Source organism: Streptomyces sp. NBC_01546, assembly GCF_045208355.1.
Taxonomy (GTDB): domain Bacteria; phylum Actinomycetota; class Actinomycetes; order Streptomycetales; family Streptomycetaceae; genus Streptomyces.
In genome coordinates this window covers 2,104,704-2,122,273 of the sequence record NZ_CP109379.1, presented here as the reverse complement: position 1 = coordinate 2,122,273, position 17,570 = coordinate 2,104,704, and the positions used below count along the sequence as shown (strand labels likewise).

The 17,570-nt window shown below is 73.2% G+C and carries 10 protein-coding genes; 3 read left to right on the top strand and 7 right to left on the bottom strand.

Annotation, left to right across the window (positions count from 1 at the left end; translation table 11 throughout):
- Nucleotides 1-258 precede the first annotated feature (258 nt).
- Together OHA89_RS09690 and OHA89_RS09685 are read left to right on the top strand one after the other, a co-directional pair.
- Complete coding sequence (locus tag OHA89_RS09690) at nt 259-1,509, top strand: SAV2148 family HEPN domain-containing protein (RefSeq protein WP_215141516.1); 1,251 nt, start codon at nt 259-261, stop codon at nt 1,507-1,509.
- Nucleotides 1,510-1,604: 95 nt separating this feature from the next.
- Nucleotides 1,605-2,330 (top strand): 3'-5' exonuclease, encoded by a 726-nt coding sequence (locus tag OHA89_RS09685; protein ID WP_215141540.1) that lies wholly within the window; start codon nt 1,605-1,607, stop codon nt 2,328-2,330.
- Nucleotides 2,331-2,340: 10 nt separating this feature from the next.
- Here the strand turns inward: OHA89_RS09685 and OHA89_RS09680 are convergent, their stop codons facing one another.
- The 7 genes from OHA89_RS09680 to OHA89_RS09650 all read right to left on the bottom strand — a co-directional run bounded on the left by OHA89_RS09680 (nt 2,341) and on the right by OHA89_RS09650 (nt 16,580).
- Nucleotides 2,341-3,786: an NAD(P)/FAD-dependent oxidoreductase gene (locus OHA89_RS09680; RefSeq protein ID WP_406365900.1), complete on the bottom strand. Its 1,446-nt coding sequence runs from the start codon at nt 3,784-3,786 to the stop codon at nt 2,341-2,343.
- Between the two features lie 61 nt (nt 3,787-3,847).
- Nucleotides 3,848-4,669, bottom strand: a complete 822-nt coding sequence (locus OHA89_RS09675; protein WP_406365899.1) for a LuxR C-terminal-related transcriptional regulator — start codon at nt 4,667-4,669, stop codon at nt 3,848-3,850.
- Entirely contained in the window at nt 4,570-5,064 is a 495-nt protein-coding gene (locus OHA89_RS09670) for an ATP-binding protein (protein WP_406365898.1), read from the bottom strand. Before OHA89_RS09670 ends, OHA89_RS09675 begins: the two co-directional genes overlap by 100 nt.
- The gene (paaN, locus tag OHA89_RS09665; protein ID WP_266614238.1) at nt 5,061-6,821 is read right to left on the bottom strand and encodes a phenylacetic acid degradation protein PaaN; all 1,761 of its coding nucleotides are present in this window, start codon (nt 6,819-6,821) and stop codon (nt 5,061-5,063) included. Before paaN ends, OHA89_RS09670 begins: the two co-directional genes overlap by 4 nt.
- 417 nt (nt 6,822-7,238) lie before the next feature.
- Nucleotides 7,239-8,156 carry an SDR family oxidoreductase gene (locus tag OHA89_RS09660; RefSeq protein ID WP_406365897.1) on the bottom strand — a complete coding sequence of 306 codons (918 nt, stop codon included), beginning with the start codon at nt 8,154-8,156 and terminating at the stop codon, nt 7,239-7,241.
- A complete protein-coding gene (locus OHA89_RS09655; protein WP_215141526.1) occupies nt 8,153-9,325 on the bottom strand; it encodes an NAD(P)/FAD-dependent oxidoreductase in 1,173 nt (390 codons plus the stop codon). Before OHA89_RS09655 ends, OHA89_RS09660 begins: the two co-directional genes overlap by 4 nt.
- 1 nt (nt 9,326) lies before the next feature.
- Nucleotides 9,327-16,580, bottom strand: a complete 7,254-nt coding sequence (locus OHA89_RS09650; RefSeq protein ID WP_266614235.1) for a non-ribosomal peptide synthetase — start codon at nt 16,578-16,580, stop codon at nt 9,327-9,329.
- A gap of 195 nt (nt 16,581-16,775) precedes the next feature.
- Here OHA89_RS09650 and OHA89_RS09645 point away from each other — a divergent pair, with 195 nt between their 5' ends.
- Nucleotides 16,776-17,567, top strand: coding sequence for an alpha/beta fold hydrolase (locus tag OHA89_RS09645; RefSeq protein WP_266614233.1), 792 nt, complete (start codon nt 16,776-16,778; stop codon nt 17,565-17,567).
- Nucleotides 17,568-17,570 lie beyond the last annotated feature (3 nt).

Below are 17,570 nucleotides of genomic sequence, written 5' to 3'. Positions count from 1 at the left end.
CATCCTGCTCCGGCTGATCCGGCTGGACCACGTCACTGCCAGATCTTCCCCGAAAGAGGTGCCTCACGCGTGGACTTGGGTTGGTCCCTCCGGGTGACCCGTAGACCTGATAGGCGGGTCGGACGACTGTCTGGGCATCGGATAATGGGTCAACGGACAGCCGGTGTACGGGCCATCGGGCTGCACCGGGCCGCGCGCGCGGAGTACCCTTCCGTGATCACTGGAGACGGGCGTCCAGACGCAGAAGGCGGTGCACGGGTGAGCTCGGGAGGTCTGGAGCTGCCCCCTGGTGACAGCGGTCACGAGGGTGGCCCCGCGGACGCACCGTCGGCGGGGGTCGCGGCCGGGGCGGTGTCGCTGGCCCCGCAGGCGGCCGGGAGCGCCCGGGCCGGCGCCGAGCTGGACTGGGGCGCGGAGGCCTGGAGCGAGGTCCGCACCCGGGCGCAGCGCGCGGGCCGTGCGTACATCTGGCTGAACCTGATCGAACAGCGGCTGCGGTCGGTGGTCGGCGCGGTACTGCGGCCGATCTACGAGCCGGTGCACGGCGGGGACGACTGGGTGGTCGCGGCCGCCGGGCCCGCCGGGCAGGAGTGGGTGCAGCGGGCGGTGGCCGTGCGCGAGGTCAGCCGCCGCAAGGGCTACCTGCTCGACTCGGCCGACGACAACGTGCTGAGCTTCCTGACCCTCCCGCAGCTGCGGGAGCTGATGGTCCAGCACTGGCCCTGCTTCGAACCGTACTTCGACGACCGGCGCGAGATCGAGCTCGCACTGGACGAGCTGGAGGTCACCCGCAACGTCGTCTCCCGCAACCGGGCGCTGTCCCGTCCGGTGCTGGAACAGGCGGAACGGGCCTCCGCGCGGCTGCTGGAGGTGCTGGGAGGCGGCTCGGGCAGCCCCTCGGCCGACCGGCTGCCGATCGACGCCGTCGAGGACCTGGTGGGCGACCGGTACGCGGACGTCATCTCGGTCCACCCGGACCGGGTGCGCCTGCAGCGCCAGCTTCCGGCGGAGGACCTCTTCGGCGGCGCGCGGCGGCTCGACGCCATCGGCATAGGCCTCAACCTGCTGGTCCAGAACTTCTCGGGCCGAAGACTCGTCCGGCTCACGGAAGCCGGCTGCCGGGTGCGGCTGCTGTTCCTGAACCCGGCGAGCAGCGCGGTCAAACGGCGCGAGCGCGAGCTGGGGCTGCGCAAGGGCGAGCTGAGCCGCTCGGTGGAGATGAACATCCTGCACGTCCGCCGGGTCCGGGCGGGCCTGCGGGACCCCTCGCGCTTCGAGATCCACGTCTTCGACGAGACCCCGCGCTTCACCGCCTACCTGGTGGAGGGCCAGTCCTCGGGGATCGCCGTGGTCCAGTCGTACCTGCGGCGGGCGCGCGGCATGGAATCGCCCGTCCTGGTCCTGCGCGGCGGCGGCCGGGGCGTGCCGAAGGACGCCGACCACGGGCTGTTCACGACGTACCGCGAGGAATTCGAATCGGTGTGGGAGGACTCCCGGCCGGTGTCGTGACGCCGGCCGCGCCCAGCCCCCGGCGGCCGGTCTGTCAGTGCGCCGTGGCAGGCTGAAAGCCGTTGACCGAAGGTGTACGGGGGGAAGGGCGCATGATGGGGGACTGGCACGGCGGTGTGCTGATCGGGTTCGACCTGGAGACGACCGGCACGGAGCCGGGGGAGTCGCGGATCGTGACGGCGGCGGTGGTCGAGGTACGGGGCGGCGAGGTGCGCGAGCGGCGCGGCTGGCTCGCGGACCCGGGGATACCGATTCCGGAAGGGGCCTCGGCGATCCACGGGATCAGCACGGAGCGGGCCGTCGCCGAGGGCCGCCCGGTGCGGGAGGTGGCCGACGAGGTCGCCCGGGCGCTGGTCGGGCACTGGCGCGCGGGGGCGGTGGTCGTCGCGTACAACGCGGCCTTCGACCTGACCCTGCTCTCCGCGGAGCTGGCCCGGCACGGGCTGCCGTCGCTGGCCGAGCGGCTGGGCGGTGCGGCGACCGGGCCGGTGGTCGACCCGCTGACCATCGACCGGGCCGTCGACCGCTACCGGCGCGGCAAGCGGACCCTGGAGGCGGTCTGCGGGGTGTACGGGGTCACCTTGGACGCCGCGCACGACGCCGGGGCGGACGCCCTGGCCGCGGTCGAGGTGGCCCGCGCGATAGCCGCGCGCCACCCCGAGGTGGCCGCCCTCACCCCGGCCGACCTGCACGCCCGCCAGGGCACCTGGCACGCGCGCTGGGCCCGGGACTTCCAGTCCTACCTCCGCCGCCAGGGCACCCCGGACGCGGTGATCGACACCGCCTGGCCGCTGCGGGGCCTGGTCCCGGCGGCCGGCTAGGACACTCGGGTCAGAGCCGGAAGGCGGACGGGTCGATGGAGGCCAGCCGTTTCACCAGCGCCGGCACCCCGCGGCCACGGTCCTCGCGGTGCTCCACCGCGCGCAGCGCCGGGATGACCAGCCGCGCACCGGGGTAGCGGACGGGCTCCGGCGGGATCCAGCCGCCCGGCGGCCTGGTGAAGGCCGAGCCCGACCACTCGTCCTTGGTGCCCAGGACGAGGGAGGCGAGCACCTTGGCCATCAGCCGCGAGGGGCCCACCCCGTCCCCCGAGTAGCCCGTGGCGTAGCAGACCCCGGGCACGGACTTCAGCCAGCCGGCGAAGGGGAGCGAGGTGGTCGAGTACTCGACCGGGGCGGTCCAGGCCGTGTCCACCGGCGCGCCGGCGAGCTCCGGGAAGAGCCGGGCGAGCTGACTCCGTAGCTCGGCGGGTCGCAGCGCGTCGCCCCACATCGTGTCGGCCCCGCTCTGGCCGAAGGCCACGCCCGAGCCGCCCTTGCCGAAGAGCAGCCTGCCGTCCGGGGTCGTGCGGTAGTAGTTCAGCCTGCGGCGGGAGTCGCAGACCGAGGTCTCCCCGTCCCAGCCGAGCGCCGCGAGCCGCTCCGGAACGGGCTCGGTCAGGAGGGTGTCGCTGGCCACGGTCACCATCCGGCGGCCGAGGTCCTCCAGCTGCCCGGCCCAGGCGTTGATGGCCAGCACGACCCGTCCGGCGTGCACCCGTCCGTAGGGGGTGTGGGCGGTCGTGGCGCCGCCGGGCGCGCCCCGCAGGGCGGTCAGCGGGGTGCGCTCGTGGACGCGGACGCCCGCCTCGATCGCCACCCGGCGCATGCCGCGCGTCAGCTTGGCGGGCTGGAGCGTGGCGCAGCCCGGGTCGAGGACGCCGCCGAAGTGGTTGCGGGTGCCGACCGCCCGGCGGGACTCGGCTGCGGACACCTCGTGCAGCGGCTCCGTCCCGGCCCGCCGCAGGTCCTCCAGGGTCTGCCGCCACGCCCCGCGCTGGGCCGGTGAGGAGGCGGCCCACATCCACGGACCGCGCCGGTACTCGACGTCGATGCCGTGCGCCTCGGTGAAGGCGAGGATGTCGTCGACGGCCTGGGCGGAGGCCTCGCCCAGCCGGCGCGCCTCTTCGTGCCCGCCGATCGCGACGAGGCTGCTGAAGCGGGCCCACATCGGCATCAGATAGCCGGCGTTGGCGCCGCTGGCTCCGCCGCCGCACACGTCGGCCTCGATCAGCACGATGTCCGTGCCGGGCGCCCGCCGCAGGATCTCCAGGGCGGTCCACAGGCCGGTGAAGCCGCCGCCCACGACGAGGACGTCGCAGCGCACCTCGTCCAGCAGCTGCGGGGAGCGCCCGTCGTCGGGTTCGGCGTGCAGGGCGTCACGCAGCCAGGCGGTGCGCCGGGCCGGAGGCGGGGTGTCGGGGCGGGGCCAGGTGCCGGCCAGGACGAGATCGGTCACGGGTACGGGTCTCCACGGTCGGTGCGGTGCGGTGCGGTGCGGTGTGTGTGGTGGGGTGCGGTCAGTTCTGGCGTGCGCGGGTGGCCCGGCCGGAGGCGTCCAGGTGCTCCGCCGCCGTCAGCAGGTCGATCCGCGAGCTCACCCCGAAGGTCTTGAACAGCTTCCGGAGGTGGTAGTTGACGGTGTGCGGGGACAGCGCGAGGCGCCGGGCGATCTGCTGGTTGGTGAGGCCCTCGCGCACCAGACCCACCAGCACCCGTTGCTGCTCGCTCAGTTCCGGCCCGGCGGCCGGCGCCTCGCGGAGCCCCGCCGTCGCCCGCAGCGCCGCCGCTTCCCGCTGGAGGGAGAGGCGCAGCGAGTCGGGCATCGAGTCCGAGATGAGCCGGCGCAGCAGCGGACTGGAGAAGACGGCCCGGCCGTCGTCGTTGCGCACGACGCCGGTGGCCTCCACCTCCTCCAGCGCGGGGAGCAGGGCGGAGACCGAGGTCCGCAGCATCAGCGCCAGGTCCTCGTAGACCACCTCGCACCCCAGGAGCGAGGCCACGCACAGCAGTTGGCGGCATCCGGGGGAGAAGCGCTCCAAGGTGGCCCGGACCCGGGTGGCCAGGCGGGCGGGGAGCCGCGAGGTCAGCAGCCGGACCTCGTCGTCCACGGTCTCCAGGGCACCTTCCTCCTGGAGCCCGGTGAGCAGTTCGATCAGCAGCCGGGGGTGCCCGCCGGCCTGGTCGATCAGCTGGACCAGAGCCGGTGCGGGCGGCGCGCCCAGCAGGTCCCGGGCCAGGCTCAGCGAGTGGGCCGGTCCCAGCGGTCCCAGCGACAGCCGCTCGCTGCGGCCCGTGAGGCCGGCCGGCAGGGCCGGCGCCTCGCCGGGCCGGTGGGCCACCAGCCAGACGACGGGTTCGCCGCCGGGCCGTTCGCGGGGGCGAAGGGCATCCGCGGCGGCCCGTCCACGGCCCGGCGGGTGTCGTCGACCAGGACGAGGACGGGCCCCGCCGGGGCATGGCACCGGCCGGGCCGGCCCCGGGTGTGGCGCGCCGGAACGGTCCGGCGCCGCAGGTGGCGGGGGTCCGCCCACGGATCGGGGTGGTGCCCGGCGTAGCCCAGGCCGTCGGCGAGGGCGGCGGCTTCCTGCAGCAGCCGGGTCTTGCCGATGCCGGGCATTCCCTCGATCGACAGGACGGCGGGGCCGGAGCGGCGGCCGTATTCCAGTACCTCGCGGATGAGCCGCATTTCCCGCTCGCGCCCGCGCAGCGGCATGTGGGTGAGGGTGCTGTTCATATGGAGCCGCCGTAGCGACGTACGCCGACGGTGTGGAAACGCGCGGACACGAACGCGGCGTCGCAGTACACCGAGTTCCCCGACGGGTTCATTCCCGTGCCGTGCAGATCGGAATAGACGGCCGACTGGGAGATGTACCAGTCGCCCATCAGGTTCGCCGACAGCATCACCCCGGCTTCGGCGCAGGCCTGTTCCATCGCCGCTTCCACCTCCGGTGACGTGGAATAGAGGCCGACGGACAGCGCGCCGCACTCGCGGGTGGTGCGGGAGACCAGCGCGACCGCGTCGGCGACGGTGTCCACCGCGACGGCGAAGACCACGGGGCCCAGCCATTCGGCGAGCAGCGTGGTCCGGTCCGCGGCCCGGTTCGCGTCGAGCGTCACGACGGCCGGGGTGCGGATGACCGCCTCCGGGTGCGCGGGGTCGCGCACGGCGCGGGAGGGGACGGCCACGGTCCCGGCTTCCCCGGCCATCACCCGTTCGAGCCGCTCCAGGACCGGGGGTCCCAGGAGCGCGCCCAGGATGCCGCTCGCCACCGTGTCGTCGCCCAGCAGGCCGGCGAGGGCCGCGCCGAGGTCGGCGACGATCTCCTCGTACGTCCGGTGCCCCTCGTCGGTGCTGATACCGGCCCGCGGGATCAGCAGGTTCTGCGGGCTGGTGCACAGCTGCCCGCTGTAGAGGGAGACGGAGAAGGCGAGGTTGGCGAGCATGTCGCGGTAGTCGCCGGTCGACTCGACGAGCAGGGTGTTGACGGCGGACCCGGCGGTGAAGACGCGCGCCTGGCGGGCGTTGTCCTCCAGCCAGGTGCCGAAGGCGGTGCTGCCCGCGTAGTCGACGAGGCGCACCTCGGGGCGGGTGGCCAGCCGGCGGGCCAGTTGCTCGCCGGGGTGTTCGGCGGCCAGGCACACCAGGTCCGCCGGGAAGCCGGCTTCGGTCAGTACCTCGCGGGCGATCTCGACGGTGAGCGCCAGGGGCAGGACGGCCGCCGGGTGCGGTTTGACCAGCACGGGGTTGCCGGTGGCCAGGGAGGCGAAGAGGGCCGGGTAGCTGTTCCAGGCGGGGAAGACGCTGTTGGCGACGACCAGGGAGACGCCCCGCGGCACCGTCCTGAAGGTCTTGGCCAAGGTGACGGCACGGCCGTCGCCCTGGGGCTTGCGCCAGACCGAGGCGGCCGGCAGCCGATTCTGCTCGGCGAGGGCGCAGGCCACCGCCTCGAGGCCGCGGTCCTGGGCGTGGACGGCCCCCGCGTGGAAGGCCATCAGGAAGTTGTGGCCGCTGGTGTGCACGGCCGCGTAGGCGAACTCGGCGCTGCGGGCGTTGATCCGGTGGAGGATCTCGGCGCAGACCGCCGCACGGGCCTCGGGACCCGCGTCGCGCCAGGCGGGCAGGGCCGCCTCCATGGCGGGCAGCAGGACGTCGGGGTCGCAGTGCGGGTAGGAGACCTTCAGCGGGCCGCCGTACGGGGAGCGCTCGCCGCCCGCTTCCGGGCCGGGGCCCACGGTGCCGTCCCGGCCGGGCTGGCCGAGCTCCAGCGGCCGGCCGAGGAGCCGGCGGAAGGCGGCCTCGCCGGCGGCTCTCGCGCCCCGGCCGTAGGCCTGCGGATCCTCCGGGTCCTCCGAATACGGCGACCAGTGTTCGCGGGTGCGGATCACCTCGCGGGCCCGCTCCAGGGTGCTGCCGTGCCGGGACGCGAATCGGGTCAGCGCGCCGCCGTCGGCGCGGGTTTCGGGAACGGGCGGCCGCACGGTTTGCGCCATGGTCCTCATCCTTGTCGAACGGTAGGGGTCCGGTCGGGGAACGCCGATTCCGGAAAGCCTCGGCGATCACGCTAATTCGGCTGGTTCGCACCCACGGCGGAGTCAGGTCATGAAGGGAATTGACGGACCGTTCACACCGACGGGCGGGAAATCGGCGGCGTGACGGAGCTCCGGCCCGAGGGGAAAGGGGCGAAATCCGGGCCGGTCCTGGGACGTTGGGCACGCCCGCCGAAAAGGCGGGTCAAACTGTGACGATGGCCATATCACGCGCAACTTGCCGCTATCAGCCATCATCTGGCGTGATATCGCCGCTCGCCACCTCTCGGCGGGCGTGCCAACTGGCTTGTTCTGTACGACTTCCTGGGCAGGTTTGCCTGTTACCTCAGCCCTCGGGCACCAGCCACCCCGGCAGCCGCGCTATTCGGTGATCGGCCGCAGGTACCGGTCGAGTGCCGTGTCGGGCAGCACCCGGGCGAGCACGCTCACCTTCCGGGCGTCCGGACCCACCCGGTAGCGGGTCCTGGGCCGCCGGGCCGTCAGGGCCTGCCGGACCGTCTCCGCGAAGTCCTCCGGACGGGTCAGGCTCTCCCGCGCCTGCTTCTCGTTCTGGTGCAGGAACCGGTTGAAGGGGATCCGGTACCGCTCGGCCACCTGCTCCGGGACACCGTCCATCGCGGCCCGCGCGACGTCGGAGACCTTGCCCCAGATCGGCGTCATGATGGCGCCTGGCTGCACCAGGGCGACGTCCACGCCCTGCGGTGCCAGCTCGCGCCGCAGTACGTCGGTCAGGGCCTCCTTGGCGAACTGCGCGGCCGCGTACGCCCCGAGGAACGGGATCGCCACACTGCCCAGGCCCGAGGTCACGTTGACCACCCGGCCGCGGGTACGCCGCAGCAGCGGCAGGAACGCCTGGGTGACGGCGAGCTGACCGACCACGTTGGTGTCCAGCTGCCGGCGCAGCCGCTCCGGCGACACGCACTCCAGCGGGGCCGAGACGCAGATGCCCGCGTTGTTCACGAGCCCCCACAGGCCGTCCTCGCCCACCTCGGCGGTGACCCGTTCGGCGGCCGCGGCCACCGACTTCTCGTCCGTCACGTCGACCAGCACCGGAACGATCCGGCCGTGCGCGGAGGCCTCGGCGAGCGCCAGGGCGTCGGCCTCCTTGCGGACACCGGCGAAGACCCGGAAGCCCGCCTCCTCCAGCTCGAGCGCGCAGACCCGGCCGAGGCCGGAGGAGGCCCCGGTGACCAGTACGGACCGGCCGCGCGGCGACAGGGCGGCGCGGTTCTGGGCGGCTGACACGAGATTTCTCCTACGGGAAGCGGGGGCGCTCATCCGGCCACCGCCGGGAAGGTGAGGGCGTCCTCCAGCGTGCGGGTGAGCCTGCTCTGCGGCATGAAGCGGAAGTACGCGTCCCGCACCGGCCGGCGGAACGGGTCCTCGGACTGTTCGAAGGAGCTGATGCCGCGCGAGGCGGCGACCATGCCCCGGGTGCGTTCGCGGCGCTCGTCCTCGTAGCGGCGCAGGGCCCGCGGCAGGTCGGGCGCGCCCTTCAGGGCCCGCCCGAGCACCACGGCGTCCTCGATCGCCATGCCCGAGCCCTGGCCGAGACTGGTGAGCATCGGGTGCGCGGCGTCCCCCAGCAGGGTCACCGGACCCCGGCCCCAGCGCTCCAGGAACGCCCGGTCCCGGGAGGGCACGGCGATGATCGACTCCTCGGGGGTGGCCAGGATCGCCTGCCGCACCTCGTCCGCCCAGCCGTCGTAGGAGTGCAGGACCTCGGCCTTGCCGCCCTTCCAGTCCCGCGAGAGCTCGGCCGGCATGTTCTTGGTGCCCCACCAGTACAGCCGTCCGGCGCCCATGTCCACGAGCCCGAAGCGCTTGCCGCTGCCCCAGAAGTGGGTCACCGAACCCGGCGTGAAACGGGGGTGCGAGAACGGCACGACCGCGAGCCAGCAGATGTAGCCGCTGTCCTGCGAGTCCTCCGGGCCCACCAGCTGCCTGCGGACGGCGGAGTTGAAGCCGTCCGCCCCGATCAGCACGTCCCCCTCGGCGGTGGTGCCGTCGTCGAACGCGACCCGCACCCCGCCGCCCGGCACCCCTTCCGTCTCGAAGCCGGTGGCCGCGGCGCCGAAGTGCAGGGGGATGCCCTCCGCCGCCTCCAGCAGCGACTGCTGGAGGTCCGCCCGGGTGATGAGCACACTGGGCACCCCCAGCCTGCCGATGATCTCCGGGAAGGGGAACTCCCGGATCAGCCGGCCCGAGGCCGTCTTGACGTGATACGAGCGCAGGGCCTCCCCGCGCTTCTCCAGGTCGATCCCGACGCCCAGCGAGTTCAGCGCGCCGACGGCGTTGCTCATCACCGAGAGGCCGGAGCCCGCGGCCCGCAGCTCGCCCGCCCGTTCGTGGACCTCGACCTCGAGACCCGCCTCGCGCAGGGCGACGGCGGCGGTGAGGCCGCCGATCCCCGCGCCGATCACCAGGGCCTTCTTCTTCTGTGTCATCTCACTGTCCGATCAGTTCGGTGACGACCCGGACCATGTGGGCCACGTAGGGCTCCTCCATGATCGTGAGGTGGTCGCCGGGTACGTCCACGACGTCGAGCGCGCCGCTGGTGCGCTCGCGCCAGCCGTTGCTGGGGTCCGCGTGCATGCTCTCGATGGCCGTGTGCATCGAGTTGAGTACGCCGGGCAGCGGCTGCGCGGCGTGGATGAGGACCATGTCCTGGTCCACCACCTCGGGCCGGTAGGCGAACGCCGCCTTCCAGTTGGCCTCGTACACGTGGAACAGGCGCCGCACGACGGCCCCGGTGCTCCCTGCGGGCAGCACGCCCTCGTCGATGGCGAGCTGGGCGATGAAGTCGAACTTCTCCTCCAGCGTCGTCAGCCGGTCCGGGATGAGCTCCAGCGGGGAGTCGCCCCCGCGCCGCAGCCACAGCAGCTCCCAGAAGAACCAGCCGAGCAGGGCCTCGTCGTCCGTGGTCAGACGCCGGCCCGGATTGAGGGCGGTGGTGTCCAGCAGCACCAGCCGGGCGATCTCCTCCCCGGCCGCCCGCAGCTGCCGGGCGATCTCGAAGGCCACGAACCCGCCGAACGACCAGCCGCCGATGACGTACGGGCCGCTCGGCTGCACCCGGCGCATGGCCTCGATGTAGCTGGCCGCGATCTCCTCGACGCTGCGCAGCGGTTCGGTGCCGGGGTCGCCGCCGGCCGCCTGCAGGGCGTAGAACGGCTGGTCCTCCTCCAGGTACTTGGCGAACCGGACGTAGCAGAGCACGTTCCCGCCCATGGGGTGGACGAAGAACATCGGGCGCTTCGATCCGGCCGGGCGGATGGGCACCAGCGGGTCGAAGGCGGTCATCGCCTCGCCCGAGCGCAGTCGCGCGGCCAGCTCGGCCACGGTCGGCGCCGACACGAACTCCGAGAGCGGGACGCTGATCCCGTAGCGCTGCTCGATCTGGACCACCAGGCGCATCGCGGTGAGCGAGGTCGCCCCGAGGTCGAAGATGTTGTCGTGCACGCCCAGCGCGGGCAGCTGGAGCAGATCGCCGACGATCTCCACCAGGGTCTCCTCGTAGGCGTCGCGCGGGGCCGCGGCGGCGTCGGCGGTGGCCCCCGTGCTCAGCGCGGCGCCGCGCAGGGCCTTGTCGTCCCGCTTGCCGCTCGGCGTCAGCGGCAGGGCCGCCAGCCACTCGAAGTGCGAGGGCATCATGTACTCGGGCAGCACCGTCCGCAGCTGCTTGCGCAGGAGCGTGAGGTCGGCGCCGTCCGGGTCGCCCGTCAGGAAGGCCGCGAGGAAGGAGTCGTTGCCCTCCCGGCGGCGGGCCACGACGGCGGCCTCCGCGATGCCGGGGTGGCCCGCCGCGAAGCGGGTGATGGCCAGCTCCACCTCGGCCGGCTCCACACGGTAGCCGCGGACCTTGACCTGCGCGTCGGCCCGGCCCAGGCACACCACGTCACCACCGGGCAGGACGAAGCCCAGGTCGCCGGTGCGGTAGAGGCGCTCGCCCGCTGCGGCGGCCGCGGGGGACGGGTGCGGTACGAACCGCTCCTCGGTCAGGTCGGGGCGGCCCACGTAGCCCTCCGCGAGGCAGGCACCCGACAGGTACAGCTCGCCCCGCACCCCGGCCGGGACCGGACGCAGCCGGGAGTCCAGGACGTGCACCGCGGAGCCGGCGATGGCCCGCCCGATCGGCGGCAGGGCCGGGAACGCGGCCGGGTCGCCCTGCATCGTGTACGCGGTCACCACGTGCGACTCGGTCGGCCCGTACTGGTTCTCCAGGATCACCCCGGGCAGGGCCGCGCACAGCCGGCGTATCTCGTCGGTGACGCGCAGCTGCTCGCCGGAGGAGAGCAGCGCCCGCAGCGAGCGCGGGGCGAGCCCGAGCGCGTCCGCGGCCTCGGCCAGCTGCTGGAGGGCGACGTACGGCAGGCAGATGCGCTCCACGCCCGCCCGGTCGAGCAGCCGCAGCAGGGCCGGCATGTCGCGGCGCTCTTCCTCGGAGAGCAGGAGCAGGGTGCCGCCGCCCGCGAGGGTGGAGAAGATCTCCTGGAAGGACACGTCGAAGCTCATCGGCGCGTACTGCGCGGTGACCCCGCCGACGACACCGCTCGGGATGCCGTTCTGCCAGGCGACCAGGTGGGCCAGCGAGCGGTGCGGCATCGCCACGCCCTTGGGCGCGCCGGTGGAGCCCGAGGTGAACAGGACGTAGGCGAGGGAGTCGGGGGTGATCTCCTCCGTCACCTCCGCCGGGATCCGCGGCAGGTACGGCCGTTCGCCGTCCTCGGCGAAGAGCTCCTCGGCCGCGAGGACGAGCCCCGGGGCGCCGAAGGTCGCGCCGTGCGCGGCGTTCGCGATGACCCGGAACGGGCGGGCCTGCTCGACCATCGCGGTCAGCCGGTCCACCGGGTAGCTGACGTCCAGCGGCACGGTGGCGGCCCCGGCGCGCATGACGCCGAGGATGACGGCGACGGTCTCCGGCGAGCGGTCCATCGCGATGCCGATCCGGTCACCGGGCCGCGAGCCCAGTGCGATCAGCTCGCGGGCCACCCGGTCGGCGGCCGCGTCCAGTTCGGCGTAGGTCCAGCGGCGGTCGCCGAAGACCAGGGCCGTGGCGTCCGGGGTGCGGGCGCTCTGCGCGGCGAAGGCCCGTACGACGTCCAGCGGTGCGGCGCCGGCCTCCTGCCGCCGTGCCGCCGCCTGTCCGGGCCCGGACACCAGGAAGCCAAAGTCCGGTGCCTCGTCGGGGTGGTGGACCAGCCGGTCCAGGATCGCCGTGTACCGCTCGGCGTACAGATCGGCCTGGGCCGGTGTGAAGGTCTGCCCGTGGTGGTCCAGCCGCAGCCGGACGGAGCCGTCCACCGGGTCGGTCATCGCGTTGACCAGCAGCTGGAAGTTGGTCTCCTCCCAGGTCTGGAAGTCCAGGAGACGGACCCCGGGCAGTTCGAAGACGGCGGCCAGCTGGCGGAAGTGGATGTAGTTGAAGGCGGTCTCCAGGACGGTGGAACCCCGGTCCTCCTGGATCGCGCTCAGCGGGTAGCGGCGGTGCGCGTGGCTCTGCTGCTCCTGCCGGAAGGCCGCCCGGACCACGTCGGCCCAGCTGTCGGCGGCGGTACCGAGCCGCACGGGCATCGTGTTGAGGAAGAGTCCGGCGATGCGGTCGGCGTCCTCCAGCTCGGGGCGGCCGTGCGTGACCAGACCGGTGGTGATGTCGTCGGAGCCGGAGAACAGCCCCAGCGTCAGGCAGTGGGCCGCGAACAGCACCGACTTCACGGGCAGCGTCCGCTCCCGGGCGAACCGGCCGACCTGCGCGGTGAGTTCGGCGGGCAGGTCCACGATCCTGGTGATCTGCGTGTCCGGGCCCGGGGCCTCGTGGCCGCGGAAGGCCTCGAGGCGCAGCAGCGGAGCGTCCCGCAGCCGCTCGCGCCAGAAGGCGCGGGTCGGCTCCGACTCCAGGGCCTCGCGTTCGGCGCGCACGTGGTGCGCCGCCGAGGGGAGGCCGGTCTCGGCCACGGCCTCGATGGGGTGGCCCAGGCCGTGCAGGTAGTCCCGCAGCAGCTCGGCGACCAGGGTGGCCACGCTGCCGCCGTCGAGGATCGCGTGGTGGAAGCTGAGGACCAGCTCCAGCGTCTCCTCACGGACGTGTGCGCGCAGGTGGTAGAGCGGGGCCTGCTCGAAGTCGTAGCGGTGGTAGCGCCGTTCGTCGACGTGGGCCCGGATCTCGGCGAGCGCCGCGGCCTCCTCCCGGCCCCGCAGGTCCACGGCGTCGAAGCCGCCGGTCACCTGGTGGTCCACGATCTGGAGCGGCTCGGAGAACGAGCCCAGGTCGAAGGAGGAACGCAGTACGGGGTGGCGTGCGACGAGCCGTTCGAAGGCGCGCCGGAAGCCCTCCTCGTCCCACGCGGCCGTGACGCTGTACTGGAAGACGTCGCGGTAGACGGCGGAATCCTGCTCGGCCCGGCTGTGGTAGAGCAGCCCGAGCTGGAGGCGGGTGAGCGGGTGGGCGTCGGCGCGGCCCTCGAGGCGGGCCCGGTCGACGCCCGAGACCAGGGCGAACGGGGCGAGCTCGGCGGCGGGCCCGGCGGGTGCCTCGCCGGTGGCCGACCTGGCGGCCAGCTGGGCGACGGTCGGCTGCTGCACCAGGTCCGTCAGCGAGAACAGGATGCCGGCCTTCTCGGCCCGGGCGCGGATGCGCAGCATCGTGATGGAGTCCCCGCCGAGCGCGAAGTAGTCGTCGTGGATCCCGACCCGCTCCGCCTCCAGTACGTCCGCCCAGATCGCGGCGAGCGTCTCCTCGGTGGCGTTGCGCGGCGCCGTGTACTGCGGACCGGCGGTGGCCGAGGGGGCGGGCAGGGCGCGGCGGTCGGCCTTGCCGTTCGGGGTCAGGGGGATGGTGTCGATCCGGATGAAGTGTGCCGGGACCATGAACTCCGGCAGTGCAGAGGCCAGTTCGCCGCGCAGCAGGGCCGGGCTGAGTTCGGCGTCCGAGACGTAGTAGCCGACCAGCAAGGTGCCCCGGCTGCCCGACTGGTGGTCGACCACGACCGCGTCCCGTACGCCGGCCACGGAGGCCAGCCGGTTCTGGACCTCGCCGAGCTCCACCCGGTTGCCGCGGATCTTGACCTGGCCGTCGATGCGCCCGAGGTACTCCAGGGTGCCGTCGGCCAGCCAGCGGGCCAGGTCACCGGTGCGGTAGAGCCGCCCGCCCGGGGCGAAGGGGTCCTCGGTGAACTTCTCCGCGGTCAGCTCGGGCCGTTCCAGATAGCCGCGGGCGACGCCGACGCCGCCGATGCACAGCTCGCCGGGGACACCGGCCGGCTGGAGCCCGCCGTGCGCGTCCAGGACGTACAGCCGGGTGTTGTCGATGGGGCGGCCGATCGGGACCCGGCGGACCGGCCCGTCCGAGGCCGTCGGGCAGTCGAAGTACGACACGTCGACGGTGGCCTCGGTGGGCCCGTACAGGTTGACCAGACGCGGGGCGCTCTCGCCGCGGGACCCGAAGACCCGGTTGAACTGCTCCACGCGCGCGGCGGGCAGGGCCTCGCCGCTGCAGAACACCTGCCGCAGGGAGGCGGCTTCGGCGCGCAGCTCCGGGCTGTCCTCGAGCAGGTCGAGGAAGGGGCCCAGCATCGACGGGACGAAGTGCAGGGTGGTGACCCGCTGTTCCGCGATGGTGCGCAGGATCCCGCGCGGGTCGCGCTGGCCGCCGACGGGCAGCAGGGCGAGCCCCGCGCCCTCGATCGCCCACCAGAAGAGCTCCCACACGGACACGTCGAAGGAGATCGGCGTCTTCTGGAGCAGGACGTCGCCCTCGCCGACCGGGTAGGCCTTCTGCATCCAGGCGAGCCGGTTGATCACCGAGTGGTGCTCGACCATGACGCCCTTGGGGCGGCCGGTGGAGCCGGAGGTGTAGATCACGTACGCGAGGTCGCGCGGCCCGGCCGGGTCCTCGAGCGGCTCGCCCGGGCCGGTCAGCAGCTCGTCGGTGCGCAGCACGGGGACGTCCTGGTCCTCTACCCGCGTGCCGCTGTCGGTCAGCACCACCTTGGCCCGGCTGTCCTGGAGCAGGAAGCCGATCCGCTCGGCGGGGTAGCCGGGGTCCACGGGTACGTAGGCGCCGCCGGACTTGAGGACGCCGAGGAGGGCGACGATCAGCTGCGGGGAGCGGTCCATGAGGACGGCCACCCGGTCGCCGGCGCCCACGCCCCGGGCGCGCAGGGCGTGCGCCACCTGGTTGGAGCGGGTGTCGAGTTCCGCGTAGGTCAGCGGCGGGGTCCCGTCGGCGCCCGTGACGGCGGTCCGGTCCGGGGTGCGGGCGGCCTGCTCGGCGATCAGACCGTGCACGGTCCGGTCGTCGGCGTACGGGGTGTCGGGCCCCTGCCGCAGCTGAGTGAGGTCCTTGTGCTCGGCCTCGTCCAGGACCGGCAGCGTCGCCGCGGCCCGGCCGGGCTCGGCGACACCCGCGCCGATGAGGCGCAGCAGGTGGCCCGCGACCGAGGCGATGGGGTAGTCCTCGTCGAAGACGTCGACGGCGTAGTCGAGGTCGACCCGCAGGTCGGCGTCGTCGTCGAAGGCGTGCACCATCACGGACAGCGCGTCCTGGTGGTGGACGGGCGCCTGCACGACGGACTCCACCGAGGTGCCCGGGAGCGGGGCGGGCCGGGGGTGGCGCAGGTAGGAGAGGGTGACGTCGAAGAGCCTGCGGGAGCCGGCGCCGACGGCCGGGAGGTCGCGCAGCACGTCGCCCAGGGCCAGCCGTTCGTGGGTGCGCAGCGCGTCCGTGGTGCGGCGGACGGAGGCGGCCAGCTCGTGCAGGGTGGCCGTGGGGCCGACCGGCACGCGCAGCGGGAGGTTGTTGGCCAGCTGGCCGACCGTGTCGAGCTCCGCGTCCGAGTGCCGGTTGCGGAAGGGGACGCCGAGCACCAGCTCCTCGGTGCGGTGCACGCGGGAGAAGTAGGCGGCGAAGGCGGCCGCGAGGAACGCGAACGGGGAGCTGCCCCCGCCGCGGATGCGGCGGACCAGGTCGGCCTCGACGGTGAAGGTGTGCCGGGCCCGGCGCCGCGCGCCGTCCGCGGGAGCCACGGTGGCGCGGGTGAACAGGGCGGGCTGGACGCCCTTCAGCGCGTCGCGGAAGTACGCCCGGTCCTCTTCGAAGGCGCCGGAGGCACGGTAGGCGGTGTCCGCCTCGACGAGCGCGGTGACGGAGGGGGGAGCGGGACGGTCCACGGGCAGGGCCCCGGTCCCGGCCGCCATGGCCGCGGCCGAGCGGTCGGCGTAGCGCTCCCAGAGCTGCCGGCTGACCTGGTTCAGGGCCCAGGCGTCGGCGATCAGGTGGTGGGCGTTGAGGTGCACGTGGACGACCGAGGCACTCTCACGCAGCACTGCGGCCGTGAACAGACGCGAACGCCGCAGGGTGAAGGGGTGCGTGAAGGAGTACTCCTGCCACGCCGCGCAGGCCGCCGCGGGGTCGGCGGCGCCGGAGAAGTCGACGTACTGCACCCAGGGGCCCGCCTCCTCCTCGGTGTCGGTCCCGGCCACCCACTGGCAGGGGATTCCGTCCTGTTCGTCGAAGCGCAGGGAGAACGCGTCGTTGTTCCGCAGGGCGCCTTCCAGCGATTCCTTCAAGCTGTCCACGTCGACATCGCCGGCCAACCGCTCATGAATGACCACGTTGAACTGGGGGTCACCCGGCGCGGTGGACTCGGCAGCCCAAATGTCCCGCTGGTAGGCGGACAGAGGGAGCTGGCGTGTTGCGAGCATCGGCCTTCCTTCGCTAATTCGGACAGCCGGAATGTGTGCCGTCCGATGCTCAGGAGCCTACGTTTCCCTCAATCCGGTTCACCACTACTCGTGTGAGTGGAAGAGGACTACTCGATCAAGTAGTCACACGTGGGAATATGTGATCCGCGCGATATTCCTCAGGTATTTCCCGGAGCCCTCGCTAACATCTCGGACATGACCTCTCTGCTTCCCTCCCAGAAATCCGTCACCGTGCGTGGCAGCGGACCAGGACTGCTGCTCGCGCACGGTGCGGGCAGTGACGTCGAGGACAGTTACGGCCCGATCCTCGAAAGTCTCGCCGGCCGTCGAACCGTCATCGGCCCGGATTATCCGGGCTCCGGGAATAATCCGCTCCTGGACCATCCGCTGTCGCTCGACCAGCTGGCCGACCACATTGTGGAAAGCGCCGTGCAATCCGGCGTACATTCTTTTGCCATATCTGGATTCTCCATGGGTGTGTCAGTCGCGGTGCGCGCCGCGGTGCGCCATCCGGAGCGGGTTACCGCTCTTGTTCTTTCCGCCGGATTCGCCCGTCCGAACGCACGCCTCAAGCTGGTGATCGACACCTGGCGGGCACTCGGCGCGCCGGGCGGGGACAGCAGGGTCCTGGCCTCCTATCTCTCTCTGGTGGTCGGCGGCACCCGCTGGCTCGACGAACGCTCCCACGAGGAGATCGAGGAACAGCTCGAGCTGTTCTCCGCCGGAATGCCGCCGGGCACCGACGCGCAGCTCGCCCTCTTCGACGACATCGACGTACGGGCCGACCTGGCGCGGATCGCGGTCCCGGCCCTCGTCGTCTCGCCCCTCGGGGACCTCCTCATCACGCCCGTTCACTCCCGCGAACTCGCGGACGGTATTCCGGGCGCCCGGCTGGCGACGCTGGACTGCGGTCACGCCATCGCCGCGGAGCGGCCGGCCGAGTGGGCCGAGCTCATCACCGAGTTCCTCGCCGCCGTCGGCGGATGAACA

What these genes read in the sequence shown, in the direction of transcription:
- OHA89_RS09670 (WP_406365898.1), bottom strand. Translation starts at nt 5,064, where the DNA reads ATGAACAGCACCCTCACCCACATGCCGCTGCGCGGGCGCGAGCGGGAA.
- OHA89_RS09685 (WP_215141540.1), top strand. Translation starts at nt 1,605, where the DNA reads ATGGGGGACTGGCACGGCGGTGTGCTGATCGGGTTCGACCTGGAGACG.
- OHA89_RS09655 (WP_215141526.1), bottom strand. Translation starts at nt 9,325, where the DNA reads ATGACACAGAAGAAGAAGGCCCTGGTGATCGGCGCGGGGATCGGCGGC.
- OHA89_RS09645 (WP_266614233.1), top strand. Translation starts at nt 16,776, where the DNA reads ATGACCTCTCTGCTTCCCTCCCAGAAATCCGTCACCGTGCGTGGCAGC.
- OHA89_RS09660 (WP_406365897.1), bottom strand. Translation starts at nt 8,156, where the DNA reads ATGAGCGCCCCCGCTTCCCGTAGGAGAAATCTCGTGTCAGCCGCCCAG.
- OHA89_RS09650 (WP_266614235.1), bottom strand. Translation starts at nt 16,580, where the DNA reads ATGCTCGCAACACGCCAGCTCCCTCTGTCCGCCTACCAGCGGGACATT.
- paaN (WP_266614238.1), bottom strand. Translation starts at nt 6,821, where the DNA reads ATGGCGCAAACCGTGCGGCCGCCCGTTCCCGAAACCCGCGCCGACGGC.